This is a genomic window from Rhizobium sp. AP16 (assembly GCF_000281735.1).
GTDB lineage: Bacteria > Pseudomonadota > Alphaproteobacteria > Rhizobiales > Rhizobiaceae > Rhizobium > Rhizobium rhizogenes.
Genome location: NZ_AJVM01000012.1, coordinates 55,509 through 74,006, shown reverse-complemented (window position 1 = coordinate 74,006; position 18,498 = coordinate 55,509). Strand labels below are relative to the sequence as shown.

General features: G+C 59.2%; 16 protein-coding genes. 8 read left to right on the top strand and 8 right to left on the bottom strand.

Going from position 1 to position 18,498, the window contains the following annotated elements:
- The coding region (locus PMI03_RS07765; RefSeq protein ID WP_007691670.1) for a chromate transporter at positions 1-402 on the bottom strand (402 nt) is incomplete at its 3' end.
- A 107-nt stretch (positions 403-509) separates the two neighbouring features.
- On the opposite strand from PMI03_RS07765, the gene PMI03_RS07760 reads away from it, so the two are divergent.
- Positions 510-1,433: a LysR family transcriptional regulator gene (locus PMI03_RS07760; protein ID WP_309574336.1), complete on the top strand. Its 924-nt coding sequence runs from the start codon at positions 510-512 to the stop codon at positions 1,431-1,433.
- A gap of 62 nt (positions 1,434-1,495) precedes the next feature.
- Here PMI03_RS07760 and PMI03_RS07755 read toward each other — a convergent pair whose 3' ends face one another.
- From PMI03_RS07755 to PMI03_RS07740, 4 genes are all read right to left on the bottom strand, one after another.
- Positions 1,496-3,352 (bottom strand): radical SAM protein, encoded by a 1,857-nt coding sequence (locus PMI03_RS07755; protein ID WP_007691666.1) that lies wholly within the window; start codon positions 3,350-3,352, stop codon positions 1,496-1,498.
- Between the two features lie 304 nt (positions 3,353-3,656).
- Entirely contained in the window at positions 3,657-4,037 is a 381-nt protein-coding gene (locus PMI03_RS30925) for a DUF6481 family protein (RefSeq protein ID WP_007691664.1), read from the bottom strand.
- A 35-nt stretch (positions 4,038-4,072) separates the two neighbouring features.
- Positions 4,073-4,297 carry a hypothetical protein gene (locus PMI03_RS07745; RefSeq protein WP_007691662.1) on the bottom strand — a complete coding sequence of 75 codons (225 nt, stop codon included), beginning with the start codon at positions 4,295-4,297 and terminating at the stop codon, positions 4,073-4,075.
- Between the two features lie 130 nt (positions 4,298-4,427).
- Positions 4,428-4,637, bottom strand: coding sequence for a cold-shock protein (locus PMI03_RS07740; protein WP_007691656.1), 210 nt, complete (start codon positions 4,635-4,637; stop codon positions 4,428-4,430).
- A gap of 418 nt (positions 4,638-5,055) precedes the next feature.
- Between PMI03_RS07740 and PMI03_RS07735 the strand changes: the two genes are divergently transcribed.
- The 3 genes from PMI03_RS07735 to PMI03_RS07725 all read left to right on the top strand — a co-directional run bounded on the left by PMI03_RS07735 (position 5,056) and on the right by PMI03_RS07725 (position 9,326).
- A complete protein-coding gene (locus PMI03_RS07735; protein WP_007691655.1) occupies positions 5,056-6,852 on the top strand; it encodes a hypothetical protein in 1,797 nt (598 codons plus the stop codon).
- 238 nt (positions 6,853-7,090) lie between these two features.
- Positions 7,091-7,795 carry a carbonic anhydrase gene (locus PMI03_RS07730; RefSeq protein WP_007691653.1) on the top strand — a complete coding sequence of 235 codons (705 nt, stop codon included), beginning with the start codon at positions 7,091-7,093 and terminating at the stop codon, positions 7,793-7,795.
- Between the two features lie 4 nt (positions 7,796-7,799).
- The gene (locus tag PMI03_RS07725) at positions 7,800-9,326 is read left to right on the top strand and encodes a SulP family inorganic anion transporter (RefSeq protein ID WP_007691651.1); all 1,527 of its coding nucleotides are present in this window, start codon (positions 7,800-7,802) and stop codon (positions 9,324-9,326) included.
- A gap of 167 nt (positions 9,327-9,493) precedes the next feature.
- Here PMI03_RS07725 and PMI03_RS30710 read toward each other — a convergent pair whose 3' ends face one another.
- Positions 9,494-9,964, bottom strand: coding sequence for a hypothetical protein (locus PMI03_RS30710; RefSeq protein ID WP_007691649.1), 471 nt, complete (start codon positions 9,962-9,964; stop codon positions 9,494-9,496).
- A 275-nt stretch (positions 9,965-10,239) separates the two neighbouring features.
- Between PMI03_RS30710 and PMI03_RS07715 the strand changes: the two genes are divergently transcribed.
- On the top strand, positions 10,240-11,136 hold the full coding sequence (locus PMI03_RS07715) for a glycerophosphodiester phosphodiesterase family protein (protein WP_309574335.1): 897 nt from the start codon (positions 10,240-10,242) through the stop codon (positions 11,134-11,136).
- Positions 11,137-11,257: 121 nt separating this feature from the next.
- On the opposite strand, the gene PMI03_RS07710 is transcribed toward PMI03_RS07715, so the two are convergent.
- Positions 11,258-15,301, bottom strand: coding sequence for a Pls/PosA family non-ribosomal peptide synthetase (locus tag PMI03_RS07710; RefSeq protein ID WP_007691645.1), 4,044 nt, complete (start codon positions 15,299-15,301; stop codon positions 11,258-11,260).
- 169 nt (positions 15,302-15,470) lie between these two features.
- On the opposite strand from PMI03_RS07710, the gene PMI03_RS07705 reads away from it, so the two are divergent.
- The 3 genes from PMI03_RS07705 to PMI03_RS07695 are packed head-to-tail and all read left to right on the top strand — an operon-like array spanning position 15,471 to position 17,862.
- A complete protein-coding gene (locus PMI03_RS07705; RefSeq protein ID WP_007691643.1) occupies positions 15,471-15,794 on the top strand; it encodes a PepSY domain-containing protein in 324 nt (107 codons plus the stop codon).
- A gap of 2 nt (positions 15,795-15,796) precedes the next feature.
- A complete protein-coding gene (locus PMI03_RS07700) occupies positions 15,797-16,468 on the top strand; it encodes a response regulator transcription factor (RefSeq protein ID WP_007691641.1) in 672 nt (223 codons plus the stop codon).
- Positions 16,465-17,862, top strand: a complete 1,398-nt coding sequence (locus PMI03_RS07695; protein WP_007691639.1) for a HAMP domain-containing sensor histidine kinase — start codon at positions 16,465-16,467, stop codon at positions 17,860-17,862. Before PMI03_RS07700 ends, PMI03_RS07695 begins: the two co-directional genes overlap by 4 nt.
- An 83-nt stretch (positions 17,863-17,945) precedes the next feature.
- Here PMI03_RS07695 and PMI03_RS07690 read toward each other — a convergent pair whose 3' ends face one another.
- On the bottom strand, positions 17,946-18,368 hold the full coding sequence (locus tag PMI03_RS07690; protein WP_015917754.1) for a helix-turn-helix domain-containing protein: 423 nt from the start codon (positions 18,366-18,368) through the stop codon (positions 17,946-17,948).
- Positions 18,369-18,498: the final 130 nt, after the last annotated feature.

The window sequence follows — 18,498 nt, the reverse complement described above, 5'->3', positions numbered from 1 at the left end:
CACCAGGAGACCGGCGGCAGCGCCAGCCAATCCGGCGAACAGATGTCGGACATGCGGATCATCGTAAAAGCGATCATACAGCATGCCCAGCGCAATCACGATGACGGTAGGCGCGGCGATGAGCCCAAGAAGTGCGGCGAAGGCGCCGGCGATGCCGCGAAATTTGAGGCCGATGGCAACGGACATGTTGATGATGTTGCCGCCCGGCAGGAACTGACACAGGCCGAGAAGATCGGTGAATTCCTCGCCGTTGAGCCAGCGGCGTTCCTCAACCACCATTCGCCGCGCCAAGGGCAGCACGCCGCCAAATCCGATCAGGCCGAGAAATAGGAAGCCGGTGAACAGTTCGGTTGATGTCGGCGTATCGCGCTCGACGATATCAGGGGGAGCAGAAACTGCCATAATCTATCCTGTCGTTTCGTCTTTGAATTTTGCTGGCAGGATAAACTTCGGACGAGCCAACGTCCAATATATGGATAATGACGCTCCCATATGTTATATGTATGCATATGATCGAACTTCGCCATCTTCGATATGCCGTCGCCGTTGCCGACGCCGGGCACATCACCCGCGCTGCCGAGCAGCTGGGCATCCAACAGCCGCCGCTCAGTCAGCAGATCCGCGCGCTGGAAACCATGATCGGCACGCCACTATTCCACCGCCTGCCGCGCGGAATGGCGCTGACTGCTGCCGGACAAACCCTGGTAGAAAGAGCGCGCATCATTCTGGCGGATGTAGATTTGGCGGTTGAGGCCACGCAACGCTCGGCGCGCGGCGAGCAGGGCAATCTTGCGATCGGCTTCACCAGTTCGGCCGCGTTTCATCCGCTGGTTTCCTCAATGGTTCGCTCTCTCAAACAATCGGCGCCGGACGTGGCGCTTGCTCTCGAGGAAGCGAGTACGGGAGATCTTATCGAGGCCTTGCGGGCAGAACGGCTTGACGTCGCCTTCGTCCGTTCGCCGGTCGACGCTTCGGCGGGACTGGTGATTGAACCCATTCTTGACGAGGAAATGCTAGTGGCGCTGCCGGATCAGCATCCTCTGGCGACGGGGGCAGTCTCACGCCGCAGGCACGGCATATCCTCGCGGCGCATCCCGCTTCTTGATCTCGCAAACGAGATTTTCATTCTCTACCGTCGACCGTCAGGCCCTGGGCTATATGACAGCATCATCGCGGCATGCCGCGCGGCCGGTTTCAGCCCGCGGATCGGGCAGGAGGCGCCACGCTTGCTATCGACACTGAGCCTCGTCGCCGCCAGCCTCGGGATTTCGATCATCCCCGAATCCATGGCGCGCCTGGAGGCGAATGGCATCGTCTATTTTCGGATCGAGAAGGCGGCGGGTCTGGTTGCGCCGCTACATCTGGCTTACAGGGACGAGACCCCGTCCGGGGTGGTCCGGCGCTTTATCGAGAGCGTGCGGCAGCATCGGTAATACGGGCACGATCGAGCGACCGCGTGAATTGCGGGTCCGAGCCATCGAGAATCCCATCTAGTTCAGCGACCGGCGACTTCGGTGCCTTGGTCAGTGTATGTAGCTTCACCAAGCCGGGCCTTCAGCCGGTTTTCCTGGCGGCGTTTTGTATAAGCCGTGCTGCGCGCAGCGGTCTCCTGCACCAGGGGATCATTGCGCATGTCGACGGCGGCGATGGCTTCGTCGCTATAGGGAAAGAGATCCTGACGGCCCCAGGCGCGCCAAGCTTTGGCCACGCTGAGACGCAGCCGGATATAGGTATAGGCATAGGCTGCAATGGTGCGCGCGAAGCGCCAGGCATAGCGTGCATAGAAGGGAATCGGATCTTCGAGCGGCATGCCATGGCGCCGCTCATGGCGGTCGATGATGCGGCCGAGCCCGAATTCGGCAAAAGCAACGCCCTCGCGCCGTGGCCCCTCGCGATAGGCAATCAGATTGTAAAGCGTCGTCAATCGCATGCCGTTCTTGAGCTGCACCCGGCGCTTGAACACGCGCTCCATATGCTCGAAGTCGTAATAGCGCGCGCTGGCCTCGTGAAAGACGGCGTCGAGTTCGGCGTCGCTCATGCGTGCGTGATGGGTGACGCGGTGATTGAGGTCATATTTATTGAAATCGGGGTCCATCCATACGCCCGCATCCTTCATCTTCTTATGATCCTCGCTGCCGGGCAGCGGGGTCAGGATATTGAAATAGAGGACATCGATCGCCAGCTCCCGCTTGATCAGATCGACGTCGCGCAGGATGGATTCCCGGGTATCGGCCGGGAAGCCGATGATATAGCCGCAGCTGACCACCACCGGATGGCGTTTCCAGTCCAGCACCATCTCGCGATACTCTTCGATCCGGTTCTGGCGCTTCTTGGCCGCTTCCAGATTGTCGGGGTTGATGTTTTCCAGCCCGATGAAGATCAGTCTCACCCCGGCCTTCACCACCTTGTCGATAAAGCCCGGAATGCGATGGGCCATGGTATCGACCTGTATCAACAGTCGAACCTCCAGCCCCTCCCGCTCACGCAGCTCGATCAGCCGGTCGCAATAGGCTTCCCAGTTACGGTTGCGGGCGAAATTGTCATCTGTCACGAAGAATTTGGTGACGCCGGCGGCTGCATTCAGGCGGACAATCCTCTCGAGCTCGTCTGCCGTACGGAAGCGGCTATGACGGCCCTGCACATTGATGATGGTGCAGAAGGAACATTCGAACGGACAGCCGCGGCCGAGATCGAAGCTCGACCAATGCGTGAAGGAGCGCCGCACGATAGGCCCCGGCAGGAGCGGCACCGGCGAACCCGGCAGGACCGGCTCTTTCTTGAGGTGATTATAAAGCGGCTTCAGCGTATCGGCCAAGGCGTCTTGCAGCACGGCATCCAGGCGATCTGGCTCGGCTTCGCCGGCGAACTGACTGACGCCCAGCTCCCGGGCCAGCGCCAGTTCTTCGGCATCCTCGCCGAGCATGGCGACACAGCCGGAAACATGGAAGCCGCCGATACAGACCGGCACGCCTGCCTGACGTAATGGGCGCGCGATATCCATTGCCCGAGGATATTGGTTGGTCTGCACGCCGACGAGCATGACGATGGCCCGTGTTCCCTCAGCATGATGGCTCTTCAGGATGGCTGGAATGTCGACCCGCGTATTTGTTTCGTCGATGGCATGGACCTGTACGTCGACGCCCGCACCGAACACGCCGCGCGACGCCGCATCATCGACCAAGGCCCAGACACAGGCGAGCGAATTGGAGGGAATGGCCGATCGGATCCAGCGGATAGGATAGCCATTGTCATCATACCGCGTGGCCTTGATGAGCCATATGTCTACGCGGCTTATCGGTACTGTTGGAGAAAGACTGTCATTCGCCGACTCGATGAGTGGATGCCCCCGCATGCGATGCCCCCAATCCAGCTACTTCTAATTTAGCTTTATGTACTCCCTTTGCTACGTCAAGGGGATATTAGAAGATCTTGATGTGATGGGCGTCAAAGTGACGCAAATAAGGGGAGCATCGGCCATTATGGAACGCCGGAGGCGCTTTAAGGCTCGGATGACCTAGGCTTACGGCGAGATTATGCCGGGCCGGCGCTCGTTGTTCGATGGGCGGGATTTGGTAGTAACTGGAGCGCGGGGCAACCCCGTGCTCCAAGGGCGACGGCTCGACGGCGCGAGCGGAAGCCGGTCTGCTTGTTTGGCGTTATGCCTGTCTCGCCTTGCGACTGGCGTAACGACGGTCGCGCTCAGCCTTGCGGGCAGCTTCTTCCTCGATCTCGCGGGCGATGCGGTCTTTCTCCGCCGTCTCGCGTGCTTCAATCTCGGCCTTGGCGGCGGCTTCAGCGGCAGCCTGACGTTCTATGGCTTCAGCCTGCAGGCGCTCACGTTCCTCGAGCTTTGCTCGCTGCTGCTCGGCGTGTCGCTTTTCCCTGGCGGCGGCAACGGCCTGGCGCTCTGCCTGCTTGGCAAGCTTGGCGGGGTCGTTGCTGTCTTTTGCAGCGCGAAAGGCGTTAAGAAGAGCAGCTTTCGCTTCCTTGGCCGCACCGCGGCGATCGGAAAGTTCGTTGTTTCTGGCGTTTTTCAATGCTCGGTCCTGGTTGTTATCTTCTGAGCCGAAGCTCAGATTTTTCCTGCGCGTTTTGCGGCAAGGGCAGTGGCCACTTTCAGCCGCGTCTCGGATTCCTTTGCCTCGCGGGCCTCCCGCAGACGCAAGGTCTTTTCCTGCCGTGCACGGACAAGCGAGTCAAGTTCGTCGACCGCGCTGTTGCGAGCAAAGAACTGCGATTGCGCGTCACCGAACGCAATTTCCGCCTGCTGGCGAGATTTGCTGTGTTTCTCTGTCATGGTGCGTCCTGGATTTGAGGGCCGCTGAGCGGGCGTCAATAAAAAAGGCCAGGCAACTTGCCTGACCTCGCTGATATCGTGCTCTCAACAGTGCCGGTACATCCGCGGTCAAAGGAAAGCAGATCTCAATTCAAGCAGCCTGAAGGTTGCAAGCAGACAGTTTGCCCGACTTGTTGTCGCGCTCAAGTTCGTAGGCGATCTTCTGGCCTTCGACGATTTCGCGCATTCCGGCGCGCTCGACGGCAGAGATGTGAACGAAAGCGTCAGCGCCGCCGTCGTCAGGCTGAATGAAGCCGAAGCCCTTGGTGGAATTAAACCATTTAACTGTGCCAGTGGTCATGATGAACCCTTTCATAGCAATATTAAAGAACCACGGCGCCAATGCGTCGCGGATGATGATAACGATTTTTGAAAGGAAGGTTCGTTCAGGGCGCGGTGCTAAACGCGCGGTAACCAAAGCTCAGCAAGCAAATATCGACTTTTAGACCTTAGTCGTTCTCATTATGTTTGTCAACTTTTAGTTTTTTTCGTGCTTGATCGCGTTTTATAGTTGTATTTTTGAGCCCTGCAATTGGGCTGGGATCGATGGCGTTTTGCTTTGATCCCGCCGAAGTTCACATCACTAAAGGCATGGCGGTGTCATATCGTATAGGAGTGACGCCGTCTGTATTGCGGATATTACACCCTCCAATATCGTGCGCTGGCTGGAATTGTGGAGGATGTGGGAGCGAACCGTTCGCCCATGGGAGATGATTGTCATGAGAAATACAATTCTCCGCTTCAAATTTTCCCATGCGTGCATTTTGCTTTGCACAATCGCCCCTGCCAATGGTTTCCCAGAGGATTTGCAGAACTCCGGCAGGCTATCAAATGCGGCTGAGATTCAGCGTGTTGTTTCATCGCCCACGGGAACAGTGAACGCGTTGGATTACGGCCTCGTGAGTGACCCCTCCTGCACGATAGATGCCACGAAATCGCTGAACGCAGCTGTCGCGGCAGCTGCGGGCAGAAAACTCATTTTACCTTTGGGAACCTTTTGCCTGAACACGGCAACAAGTACTTTGAAAATTGCGTCTACCACGGAAATCCAAGGACAAGGTGCAGGAACCATCATCCAGTGGAATGCGCCAAGCGGCTCCCCGGCCGCACCCGTTGTTGATGTACTCGCTTCGGCACCCGGTACCGTCATTGACAATCTAAGCATAGACGCACTGCCGAAGGGAGCATCCTATACGACGCCTGCATACTTCGGCGGCAATCCTTGGGGCGGCGTTGCATTCGTGGTCCAGGCGGATCGGTTTCACGGAACGAATCTGCGGGTTAGCGAGGGATACAACAATTGCATTGGCATCGGCGCCATGAAGGGCAGCATGGGTGTCTGGGCAAGACCTTCCTTTGTAGTTCTGGATAATATCCATACCTCGAATTGCGGCTCCGGCGATGAAACGAGTGGTCCCATCTTAGGGCATAATGGAGCGGGGATAGACAATGGCGGCGGCAGCGGCGCGATTATCTCCAACGCAATTGATGTTCAATCCTATATCGGCTTCATCAATGACATCGGCGGAGGAGCGTACGGGACCTGGAGCAATATCTCCTCATACGGTGCCAAAATCGATCCGAAAAACAGTCATCTGGATCAATCCGGAATTGGTTTCGCCACCTATTCTCCAAATTCGGTTTACAGCAACATCGCAGTCTATAATCCTGAAAACTATGGGATATGGAGCGATTTCTACGCCGATGATTCCATATGGTCGAATGTCCTGGTCAAAAATCCCCAAAAGTACTGCGTGAACTTCAAGGGACCGGCGACATTCAACAATCTGCAATGCACCGACCCCAGCGCTGCTGGATTGGCAGCATATCCCGCACTGCTCATCGATACCTCGGGAGCGCCCTGGGTCCAAAATCTGACTATAAATAACTTCAGCCTGTCGGGGAAAAATCAAAGCGTTGCCATTCAAGCAACGAGCAGAACCACCAAGAACAACATGACGGGCCTGATCACAGCCGGTCCTTTGAGTGGCGTTAACGCCGCATACAGCATCGACAGCACAATTACCGGCTTGCAGATCGTCAGCAAAGGCGCGCATGGCGTTGGATATGGAAACCCTTCTGCTGCTTACCCATGGGATTTCGCCGGAACACTGAGAGCGCAGGCATCCGCCACAAATGCCTCCTGGAAAACCTGTGCCTATGGGAGCAACGCCTGTACCAACAGCGGCAATGTCTATATCGCCGACTTTGCCTCTCCGGAAAAACGCCTCGGCATGGGGTATGATCCGGTCAATGATCTCTTTGTTTTTCAAAGCATACAGGCGGGCGCCTTAGCAAAGCCGCTCGCGCTTAATCCGTCTGGCGGGAGCGTCCAGATAGGACAGCAATCATTGCCCACCAATGCCTCTACCGGGTTCCCATACATACCTGCGACAGCCGGCGCTCCCACAGGCGTACCGACTCCGGTGAACGGTATGGTGCCCATGCAATACGATACGACCAATCATAAATTCTGGATCTATGACGGCGGCTGGAAGAGCGTCACCGTCAATTGACTTGCTTGTTCCCAGATAGCGCGATCGCCTCGAAGCGGTGGCATATGGATCAAGCAAAATCATCTCACGATATGCTCACATTATTTTGACGCCGCAGCGCTGACGAATGGACGCTTCGGCCATTTCCTTTACGGCACCCCTTTCTTATTTCGCACCTGCACAAATATGCATGTGCTAATTTGCCGGGCTAGGGTGCACCCCCAGCCTTCTGTCCGGCCCCTCAGCAAAAGGACCAGACATGAATGATTTGCTAAAAGGTATCTCGAGCTTCCGCGGCGCGGTCTTTCCCAACCATTCGGCGCTTTATCGGAGGCTCGCCCAGGAGGGCCAGCAGCCGCAGGCCCTGATGATTTCCTGCGCGGACAGCCGGGTGATGCCGGAAACAATCACGCAGTCGGGACCGGGGGAATTGTTTGTATGCCGCAATGCCGGCAACATCGTTCCGCCGTTTTCCACCGCAAATGGCGGCGTGTCCTCTGCCATCGAATATGCCGTCCTGGCGCTCGGAGTCCGCGACATCATCGTTTGCGGGCACTCCGATTGCGGCGCAATGAAAGGGCTATGCTGCCCGGAATTGCTGAAGCCGATGCCGAATGTCTCCGCCTGGCTGAAACACAGCTATGCCGCCCACTCGATCGTTTGTGAGGCCTATCCGGCCGATTTGTCCGAACGGCAAAAGGTGCGGGCCGTCGCCATGGAGAATGTGGTTGTCCAGCTGAACCATCTTCGCACGCATCCCTCTGTTGCGGCCAAGCTTGCGACCAACGACGTAACGTTGCATGGCTGGTTCTTCGATATCGAGACCGGCGAGGTCCAAGTTTACGACGGCGCGACCGCGAGCTTTACCGAAATACATGAGGACCGACCATTGCCGGTCGCCGTGACCGGTCGCGGTCATTCGCGGGTCATGCCGCAGGCTGCGTCAGCCTTTGCCGCGGAGTAGTGTCATGAACAACAGCTCCAATATTTCCCGCGACTTTGCTTCCTCCCTGGTCGTTTTCCTCGTCGCCATTCCTCTCTGCCTCGGTATTGCCGTCGCCTCAGGCGTGCCCGTGGCGATGGGCCTGATTTCCGGCATTGTCGGTGGCGTTGTGGTCGGATTCCTGGCTGGATCACCGCTGCAGGTCTCCGGCCCGGCCGCCGGTCTTGCCGTGATCGTTTTCAGCTTTGTCGAGCAATATGGGATCGCCATGCTCGGGCCGGTGCTGGTCGTTGCCGGGCTTCTGCAAGTTCTTGCCGGTTTCCTGCGGATCGGCTCCTGGTTTCGGGCAATTTCGCCGGCTGTCGTCCACGGCATGCTCGCCGGCATCGGCATCCTCATCATTCTCGGGCAGGTGCACGTCCTGATGGGCGCCCAGCCGGCGGCTGGCGGCATCGAAAACGTCACCGCCATGGAGAAAACGATCGGGCGCCTCTGGGGGACCGGGCTGACGAAGGAGGCCGCCGCCTTGCTGGTCGGTCTGATTTCCCTGCTCGCCATGATCGGTTGGGAGAAGTTCCGGCCGAAATCGCTTCTGCTGGTGCCTGGTGCGCTTGTTGGCGTCGCGGCGGGAACGGTATTGACTGTCGCCCTGCAATTGCCGATCGCCAGGGTTGAGGTGCCGACCTCATTGATCGAGAGTATCTCGCTGCCGACGATGGAAAGCTTCCGGCAAATGGTGCAGCCGGGCATTATCGTCACGACCTTGGTGATTGCGGTCATTGCCAGTGCCGAGACGCTACTATCAGCCGCTGCTGTCGACCGCATGCATGACGGCGTCAGGACGCGTTTCAACAAGGAGCTTTTCGCGCAGGGTATCGGCAATGCGCTATGCGGTTTCCTCGGTGCCTTGCCGATCACCGGTGTCATCGTCCGCTCTTCGGCCAATATCCAGGCGGGGGCGCGGACACGAGCCTCGGCGGTCCTGCACGGCGTCTGGATCCTTGGGCTTGTGGCGCTCCTGCCGCAATTGCTCGGTCTTGTGCCGCTGACAGCGCTGGCGGCCGTGCTGCTTGTCACCGGATGGCGGCTGATCAGCCTTCATCATGTGCGCCATCTGTTCGATCATCACGGCTGGGTGCCGGTCGGGATCTGGGCGGCGACCGTCGCCATGGTCGTTGTGCAGGACCTGCTTGTCGGTGTCGCGCTTGGTCTGGCACTGTCGATCCTCGAAGTCTTCCCGTATCTGCGGCGTAAACTTGCCATCGATCGGTCGGAGGATGCGGAGGTGGTTCATGTCGCTCTTGCTGGAGTGGCGACGTGCAAGGATGTGCCGCTCCTCCTCAATATGCTGGAGACGCTTCCGGCGAGCCGCAAAGTGCGGATTGCTGGCGGAGACCTGCACTATCTCGATCACACCTGCGCGGAAACACTGCGGGAATGGTTGAAGCGGGAGAGGAAGATCGGCCGCATTGTCGAGATCCAGCATCCACCCGCCGGTCGCCATCCTCGGCTAATACCGATTTTCGAGCGATTGTCGGCGGAAGTCGCATGAGGTCTAACAAGACAAACCGAAGCCTTGGCACATGCAAGGCTGAGGCGCTTGATCTGAAATAGCGAACTTGTTGATTGGGATGGTCGGACCAGCTGTCGGCCATCCCGATTGGTGCGAATATAGGCCGAGCCTTTCGGCTCTGGATGAGCATCTCTAGAGGCGTGACCTTATGGAGCCCATCGGCTGCGATTCGATATCGTTATAAGTGGTGCCGATCGTCTGTCTGAAGATGTGGCTTTCGGCTTTCTAAGAGAGGTGGTCGGCGTCTGGGAGTTGCTCGCACCGGTACTCTTGCCCCGCTTGCTCGGAGGGCGGCGGGGAAGGGCGGTGCTCGGGCTTGGTTTGCTTGGCTTGCTCATTCCCAGATAGCGGGCGATGGCATCGAAACCCGGCTGAACCGCGCGTTTCACTTCGGTCGTGAGTTCGCTCTCCATGTCGCAGGCGAGGGCGATCGCCTGCCAATCGATCTTGCCGGCTCTTGTGGGGGGATTCGATCGAAACTGAACGAGACCAATCATGTAGGCCCGGACGTTTTCGAAGGTCCGCTGTTGCAGTAATGGCGCCAGCCGCAACGTACAAAAGTCGGAGATCTTGCGCTGGAAGATCTCCGGGGTGGAGGATTGGTAGTGGGGGGCCATTCATGAATTCCTTGCATGCGACGCGGCGTGGAAGCCGGGGTGTGGGCTGCTAAGGCAAGCGGGTTAATGAAACATAAATATTCAGCTTCTGATAAGAAAAAGAGCGACTTAACTTCTTGGCGCCAAATAGGGAAGACCCTCTTGTGTCGATCTACGGCGCCGAAAACGTTATCGCTGACCGTGTCGTGCGAATGGATGCGTTCTATGGCATTTTCGGCACAGGCGACGTCGTCCTGTCACAATTTCCGTGATAGCGAGGCTCCCTCGCCAAACGAATGCAGAGCCGAACCAAAATGACGAACAGCAGTTCCACAATGCCTGACCGCCGCGGCCTCCACATTGATTTAGATGGCCATCGCTGTCTCCTCAAATGGCATCGCGGGCGGCGCTTTGCCGGCGACATCGCATTCACGCAATCACGGATCGTTGAGGGAATGGCGATCGGCGCCAGCATGGAGATCGATCTGCAGCGCTATGGCGGCGATGGTTTCGTTGTCCTGCATGACGAGGATCTGCATCCGGCGACCACCGGCAAGGGGCCGCTTATCTCTGCCACGCGCGAAGATTTTGCCCATCTGCGTCTTCGCGATGGTGATGGAAACCGGACGGCTCACCCGATCCTGCTGATTGAATATCTGGCGGCGCTCATCCGTGATGCCGGCTATTCGCCGGAAGCAGTACTGCAACTGGATCTGAAGGCGCCATCCTCCAGCATAGGCGAAGGCGATATTGCCGCTTTTGCGAAGGCGATTGCTCCGGTCGCGCGGTCCGTCATCCTTTCCGCCGGCGATGCCGAAGCGGTCGAGCGACTGTCGCAAGCCGTTCCTGATATGCCGATCGGCTACGACCCCTGCCACAATGGCGCGAGCGAACGGTTGCGTGAAAACCGGGATTTCGCAGGCTTTGTTGCCTGTGCCATCGCTGCATCTCCGCGCGCGGAGATGATATATCTCGCCCACGAGTTGATATTGTTCGCCGATGCCGAAGGGTTTGACCTGATCGGGGCATTCCAAGCCCATGGCCTGGAGGTGGACGCCTACACCATTCGCGCGGCAACGAAGGAAATACTGCAGAAAGTGATGCGGCTTCTCGCACTTCGGGTGGACCAGATCACCACTGACGATCCGGTAGGGCTGGAAGCGTTGGTAGCAGCAGAAAACTCAGGGAAATAAATCTAGGCTGTTCTGGACGAGCCTAAGGCGGCGCATCCCGCCCACCCGAAACCGGATGGGCAAGGACGGCGTTGGCGTCTTATAGGCCGCCCCGGTGAAGAGGCGTTGATACGACCCGTGTTCATGCCGCAGCGGAGGGCAGAGCCTCGCTTTGGTTTGCAGGCACTGCGTCTTGCGTGGCATGAACCGCCTGGGCGGGCGTGCCGGCCCAGGATGTCCCCGCCGGAATGGTCTCGCCTTTCATCACGAAGGTCAGGAGCCCGATTTCGGCGAAATCTCCGACGCTGGCATCATGCAATACGGTACTGCCGGAGCCGATCGTCACCCCTGCGCCGATCTTGATCCTGCCGACCTTCATGATGCGGTCTTCATAGAGATGCGTCTGGGGGCAGGAGCCCATGTTGAGGACGGCATGGTCGCCAATCTCCGTGCAATCGAACTCGCAGATATCGGTCGTGTTTATCCAGGTGCCGCGACCGATCTTGGTGCCGAAGGGGCGCAGAAGCCACGGCAGGAACGGCGTGCCGCGCAGATAGTCCAGCAGTGCCTTGCTGGCGAGCCCGCCATAGAAGACCGCGACGGCCTCCGTACGCATTGCCCACCAGGACCACATCGGCTTGTTCATCGGCTTGTAGGTGCCGATCAAGGTCCATTTGAATGCGACCGCCACCAGATAGAGGATGCCGGACGTCGCCAATCCCGTTGCCATCAGCATCCAGAATAACCTGCCCCAGGCTCCGTCATCGATCGCATTCGCCAGGAGATTGGCGGTTGCCATCGCCATCACGATGAGGATGGCCGTCGGCAGCGAGGTGTGCATGGCTTCAAACGCCACACGCACGAGGCGCATGCGCAACGGTGGCGCATAGGTGCTCGCCGCTGCTGCCTGCAGCTTCTGGCGGGTTGGCAACTGGAAGGCCGGGCTGCCGCACCAGGTTTCCCCTGCCTTGACATGCAGGCTATCGGGCAGCCTCGTCTTGATGCCCACCAGGGCATCATCCTCAATCACCGCGCCCTGCGAGATGACGGAGGAATTGCCGAAGAAGCAACGGTCGCCGGTCTTGAGGCGCTCGAGGAGCATCCAGCCATTGCGGATCTCCTCATCGCCGAAGACGGTTTCGTCGCCGATGAAATTATCGCGGCCCATCTCGATGAGGTCGTAGCGGCCGGCGAAACTTGCCGAGATTTCCGTGCCCTTGCCGATCTTGGCACCCATCAGGCGATACCAGTTGCGCATGAAGACGGTGGCATAGAGCGAATTGAGGGTTTCGAGCATCGCCTCGGTGGTCAGGCCGACGATCCATTTGCGGAAATAGAGATTGCCGAAGATGGAATAGCGGCCGGGCACGACACGGGGCAGCAGCACCCAGCGCAGCACGACGACGACGGCCATCGACACGACGATCAGCACAAGGGCTGCTGGCCAGGCGAGCGTGGTGACCATCCACCAGGAAAGAGGTTCATCAGTGCCGGGCGACAGCATTTGCTGCACGGCGGAGAACAGGAAGAAGGCCGGAAAGATCGGCAGTAGCCCGATGACCAGGCTCAGATTGTAGGCGACGAAATAGCTTGCGAATTGAAACGCGCGCGCCACGGCTCCAAGTTCGGGATGAGTAGGATCGGAGGTGGGCTCCACTTCCGAGGTCTGGCGAGCTGGCGAACCATCCCAGCGCGTATGGGCTTTGACATTTGTGTGAGCCGCAATGGCCGTCAGATCACCGATTTCAGCGCCATCGCCGATCTTGACGTTGTGGCCGATCACGCAGCCATTGCCGATCTGCACGCCTTCGCCGATATCGATGGTGCCGACATGGATCTGGTTGCCGATGACTTCGACGTTTGCGAGCTTGAGCTTGACGCCGAGGCTCGACCTGGCGCCGATCCTCACCAGATCGATTGCACCCTCTTCGAATTCATCGATCATCACGTCGCGGCCGACATCGGCGCCAAGCGCGCGCATATAGAGGCGTATCAGCGGCGAGCCCTTGAGGAATTTGGGCGCCGTGAGCTGGACGATGCGCTGCATCAGCCAGATGCGGAAATAGTAGCTACCCCACAGGGGGTAAACGCCGGGACGGGTGCGGCCGATGATGAGCCATTTGAGGCCGACGACCATCAGCTTCTCGCCAAGGTTCAGACCGACATAGATGGCGCCGAGAATGAGCATCTCATTCCACATCGGAACGCCATCCTGAATGAGCAGGATGGATGCCAGCAGCAGGCCGATCCATTGCAGCGTGGCAAGCGCGATGATGAAGGGCAGCACGACAGCCTGAGCCAGGCCGCAGAGGAAGCGCCGGCGCCAGGGAACAGGCGTGAAATCGACGTGATCCGGCTCGGAGGAGTGATCGACGCTCGCCTCCAGGATGGCTGCGATGCCCCGTAGCGTACGGCCGGCATAGACGTCGCGCAGGGCGATGCCGGCGAGCGGCTTGATCTTGCGGATTTCGGACACAAACCGGGCCGCCAGCATGGAATGGCCACCGAGCTCGGTGAAGAAATCGGCGTCGAAGTTGACCACGCGGACGCGCAGCACTTCGATCGCTGCCTTCAGGAGCTGCGCTTCGACCCAGCTGCGGGGTGGCTCCTGGGTCTGGGTCGTCTGATCGTTCGCCAGCGGTATGGCGGCAAGCGTTTTCCTGTCGATCTTGCCGGAGGCCAGCCGTGGCAGCGACACATGGCTCTGCCAGGCGGTGGGAACCATGTAGGGCGGCAGCTTGGTTGCCAAGGCAGCACGCGCCTTTTCGCGATCGAAAGCGTTGCCCGACGCCACGACATGCGCAACCAGCATGTCTTCGCCGTCGGGTGTGCGGTGAACCACTACCGAGGCCGTCTTCACCTCGGCAAGTTCGCCGATGACGGTTTCGATTTCGCCGAGCTCGATACGATACCCGCGTATCTTCACCTGATCATCGATACGCCCGAGGAAATGAAGCTGGCCTTCCTCGTCCATCAGCACGGCGTCACCGCTGCGATAGAGCACCGGATCGCCATGAGGTGCAAAGGGGTTTGCGACGAACTTGGAGGCGGTGAGCTGCGGCAGGTTCCGGTATCCGGCCGCGACGCCCGGCCCACCGATGAGCAGTTCCCCGGCATCACCACGCGTAACGAGCGCCAGATTTTCGTCGACGACATAGGCCGTCATGTTAGCGATCGGGCCGCCGATCGTGATCGGTCGCGAGGGGGCAAGTTCGGCGTAGGTCGCCACGACTGTCGTCTCGGTCGGACCGTAGGTATTGATCAGGCGACGGCCGGGCCGCGAAAACCGGCTGACGATCGCAGGCGGACACGCCTCGCCGCCAACGATGATGACGCGCAGGCTTTCGACATCGCGCTCCAGCATGGTGAGCAGCGTCGGCACCGTGTCGATGACCGTGATCTTTTCCGCTTCGAGCACGTCGGCGAGCCGATCCAGTTCGGCCATGACAGCCGCGGTCGCCACCTTCAAGGTCGCACCGACCAGATAGGGTACGAATATCTCCTCCAGGGAGAGATCGAAGGCGACCGAAGCCTGCTGAAGGACGATGTCCGATCCGTTGACCCCGAGGATATCGTTGCCTGCCCTCAGATAGTGGCAGATGTTTCGATGCGAAATGACGATCCCTTTTGGCTTGCCAGTGGAGCCGGATGTGTAGATCGCGTAGGCGGGATCGTCGTGGGTTGCCGCGCGCGGCACGATGTCCGTGTTATCATCGCCAAGCAGTGTTTCAAGCAGGAGGGTCTCGCCGTCAAAAGCCGGCGCGAACTCTGCCAGGCCGTCATGGGTCAACAGCCATTTGGCGCCGCAATCGGCAAGGCTCGTCACCACACGGTCCGCGGGTGCGGCGGCATCGAATGGAATATAGCCAGCACCCGCCTTGAGGATCGCGAGAAGCGCGACATGCAGATCAAGAGAGCGTTGGAACCACAGGCCGACGAAGTCGCCCGGGCCGATGCCGTGCAAGCTGATGGCGCGGGCGGCTCGATCCGAGAGCCGGTCAAGCTCGGCATAGGTCATCGTTTGATCGGTTCCGATCAAGGTAAGTGCCGTTTTGTCCGGGGCGCGGGCGACCGTCGCCTTGAATATATCCACCAGTGTCTCGTCGCGAATGAACTCAGGTCGGATATTGCCGGAGAATACGGACAGGCTGGCATTTGAGGTAATCGACGACATCTGGATAGTCATGTAACTTCTGCGACACTTGTGTTGACACGATCGGGACTCGATCCATCGATGCTTATATACCTTTCAATTTGCAGCTCTCTTACTGGCGCTGTCAGCGAACTGTAAGGTTGGCGCAGCTATGCTAGGGCTGCCGCGGGCCTTGCCTGCCGCAGTGTCGAAAGAAGGATGAATGGCGTTGTGCATCTACGGGCAAAGAGCCGGCTGGCCCCGCTGGCTGGCTGTTCTTTTGGCAGTGACTTTGCTGTGCTTCGAAAGCGTGAATGCCTCGGCCAATCCGCACAACAATGTCTCTGTGGAAACTGCGGAGGCCCTGCGGCCGTTGCGCGATATATACGCCGTCGTCGCCCGCGAAATGCCGGGCCGGGTGCTGCGCATCAAACGGATACGCCGCGCGGGGCATCAGGCTTATGCGGTGCGCGTGCTGAGAGCCGATGGAAAACGTGGCGACATCGTGCTGGATGGCTCGACGCTCGCCGTGATTGAGAGACGCTGACGATGCGTATCCTGATCGCGGAGGATGAGCCCACCATCGTATCCGACATGCGCCGTTGTCTGGAAGACCAGCACTATATCGTCTCGACCGTCACCGACGGCGAGGAGGCGTGGTATCGCGGCGATGTCGAACATTTTGACCTGGTCATCCTCGATCTAGGCCTTCCGAAACTCGACGGCTTGACGGTGTTGCGGCGCTGGCGCGCCGGACGGCGCGGTATGCCGGTGATCATATTGACCGCCCGTGACGGCTGGCGCGACAAGGTGGACGGCATGGATGCCGGGGCGGACGATTACCTTACCAAGCCTTTTCGCATGGAAGAGCTTCTGGCGCGCGTGCGTGCCCTGATGCGCCGGGCGGCAGGGCAGTCATCGCCCATCCTTTCCAACGGCGTATTGGAACTCGATACCCGCCAGCGCACGGTTTCGTTTCGCGGCCAGCCGGTTCAGGTCACCGCGCTCGAATACCGTCTGCTCGCCTATCTCCTGCACAATGCCGGCACCGTACTCTCCCGCTCGCAGATTGCTGACAGCATCTATGACGAGGAGACGGAGCTTCTGTCGAACGCGCTTGAAGTCGTCGTCGCACGCCTTCGGCGCAAATTCGATGGAACGGTGATCGAGACCCGCCGCGGCCAGGGCTATCTCATCCCGAGCGAGGTGCCATCGGCATGACGCCATTCTCGCTTCGAGGACGGTTGTTGCTGGGTTCGGCGGTGGCGATCGTCGTGGCGACCTTTCTTGCCGGCATCGGCATCAATGCCATTTCCGGGTTGGCCGTGCGGGCTCTGGCGCTTTCCGAAATTGACGAGGAATTGCGAGTCCTGCTGGCGGCGGTCGACATAAACGCCTCCAACCAGTTGGTTCTCGACGAGATGCCAACGGATCCGCGCTTTGGCGTGCCCAATGGCGGCTTCTATTGGCAGGTCGGCCGCAACGGCACAGTGGAGCTGCGCTCTCAATCGCTGTGGGAACAGGATCTGCCCTGGGTTCGCTCTCGCCCGCGAGAAGCGGGTCGCGCTACGGATATGTCGGGGCCTAACGGCAGTCAGCTCCTGGCCGTCGAAAGGTCGGTTTCGATTACGTCGGCAACCGGCGATCAGACGGTCGATATCGTGATGGCGCTCGACAACGGTGAGCTTGCGCCGGCGCGCTGGCGCTTCTTCTATGCCATGGCGCCTTCTCTCGGGGTGCTGTCGGTCGCCTTGATCGGCGCGGTCGTGGCGTTTCTGCGGTATGGATTGCGGCCGCTGCATGATCTGCGCATCGCGTTGATGGCGGTACAGGACCGATCCGCGCGGCAGATAACCGGCCAGTTCCCGCACGAAGTCCAGCCTCTCGTCGACGATCTCAATGGCCTGCTGACGTCTCGCGAGACACAATTGGCGCAAGCGCGAGCTCGTGCCGGCGACCTGGCGCACGGTCTCAAGACCCCGCTGGCGGCGCTTGAAGCGACGGCGCGCATGCTTGCGGAAGAGGGTATGCCGGCGCGAGCGACCGCGATCCGCAACGAGATTGGCCGGATGGAAGCACAGATCAAGCGCACGCTGGCGCAAACCCGGGCAAGCTTGGCGGCGGCTCATACGGTTGGTGTCCTGAATGCAAGCGCCGATCTGAAGAAGATCATTTCCGTCATGCAACGCCTGACGGTCGACAGGGAGATCGAGTTCGAACTCTCCGAGCAGCCGGAGGTGTGGCTGGCGATAGACGAAACGGATTTTGCCGATATTACCGGCAACTTGATCGACAATGCCCGGAAATGGGCGAGGGGGAAGGTGAGGGTTCGCCTGTCCGTGCTGGAAGAGCATGGTGGTGTCGAGTTGATCATCGATGACGATGGTCCCGGTCTGCCGGAGGGTGTGAAAGAGGCGTTCATTCGGCGCGGCAGGCGCCTTGACGAAAGCATCACGGGCACCGGCTTTGGTCTCGCGATCGCCAAGGATCTGGTGGAAGCCTACGACGGCAAGCTCGTCCTCACTCGTTCGGATCTTGGCGGATTGTCGGTCACTGTCAGCCTGCCGGCACGATTGGTCAAGGATCGGCAGGCAGCCGCCGGCTTGTTGACATAGGAGGTCGCTCGGCATGCAAACCGCTATCCAGATAGTGTTCGCAGAGCACCTCTTGCAGTTCGCACACGCTCAATGATCCAGCGCTACTTCATCGATTCCAGCAGGCCTACGACCGCCTTGCGAACGTCTGGCATCGCCGCGACGAAGGCCTTCGCCAGACGCCGGCCCTCAGCGGTATACTGGATGACCGTGACGCTTTCTCTTTCCACGTCCGTCGGATCCCTTTCCGCCGCATTGGCAAAGCCTTCAAAGAAATAGGAAACGGGCCTTTGCAGGGCCGTCGCTATCTCGAACAGCTTCGATGCACTGACGCGATTGGCGCCTATTTCGTATTTCTGGACTTGTTGAAATGTCACTCCAAGGCATTTCGCGAGGGCCTCTTGGGACATTCGCTGCTGCTTGCGCGCAAGGCGAATCTGCTGCCCAACGTAGGTGTCCACGGGATGGCACCCCGATCCACTGGCCGATGCATTATAAGGTTTTCTACTCGTGACAATGTTGCTCATGTTGGCGCCCGATCAGTTTCGCTTCTCCGCGCACAGATGGCGAGTAGCATCTTCATAGATACAGCCGTAATTATTCTGTCGTCTAAATGGATTTCATTGCCATAAGTTACTATATATTCGTGTGATAATA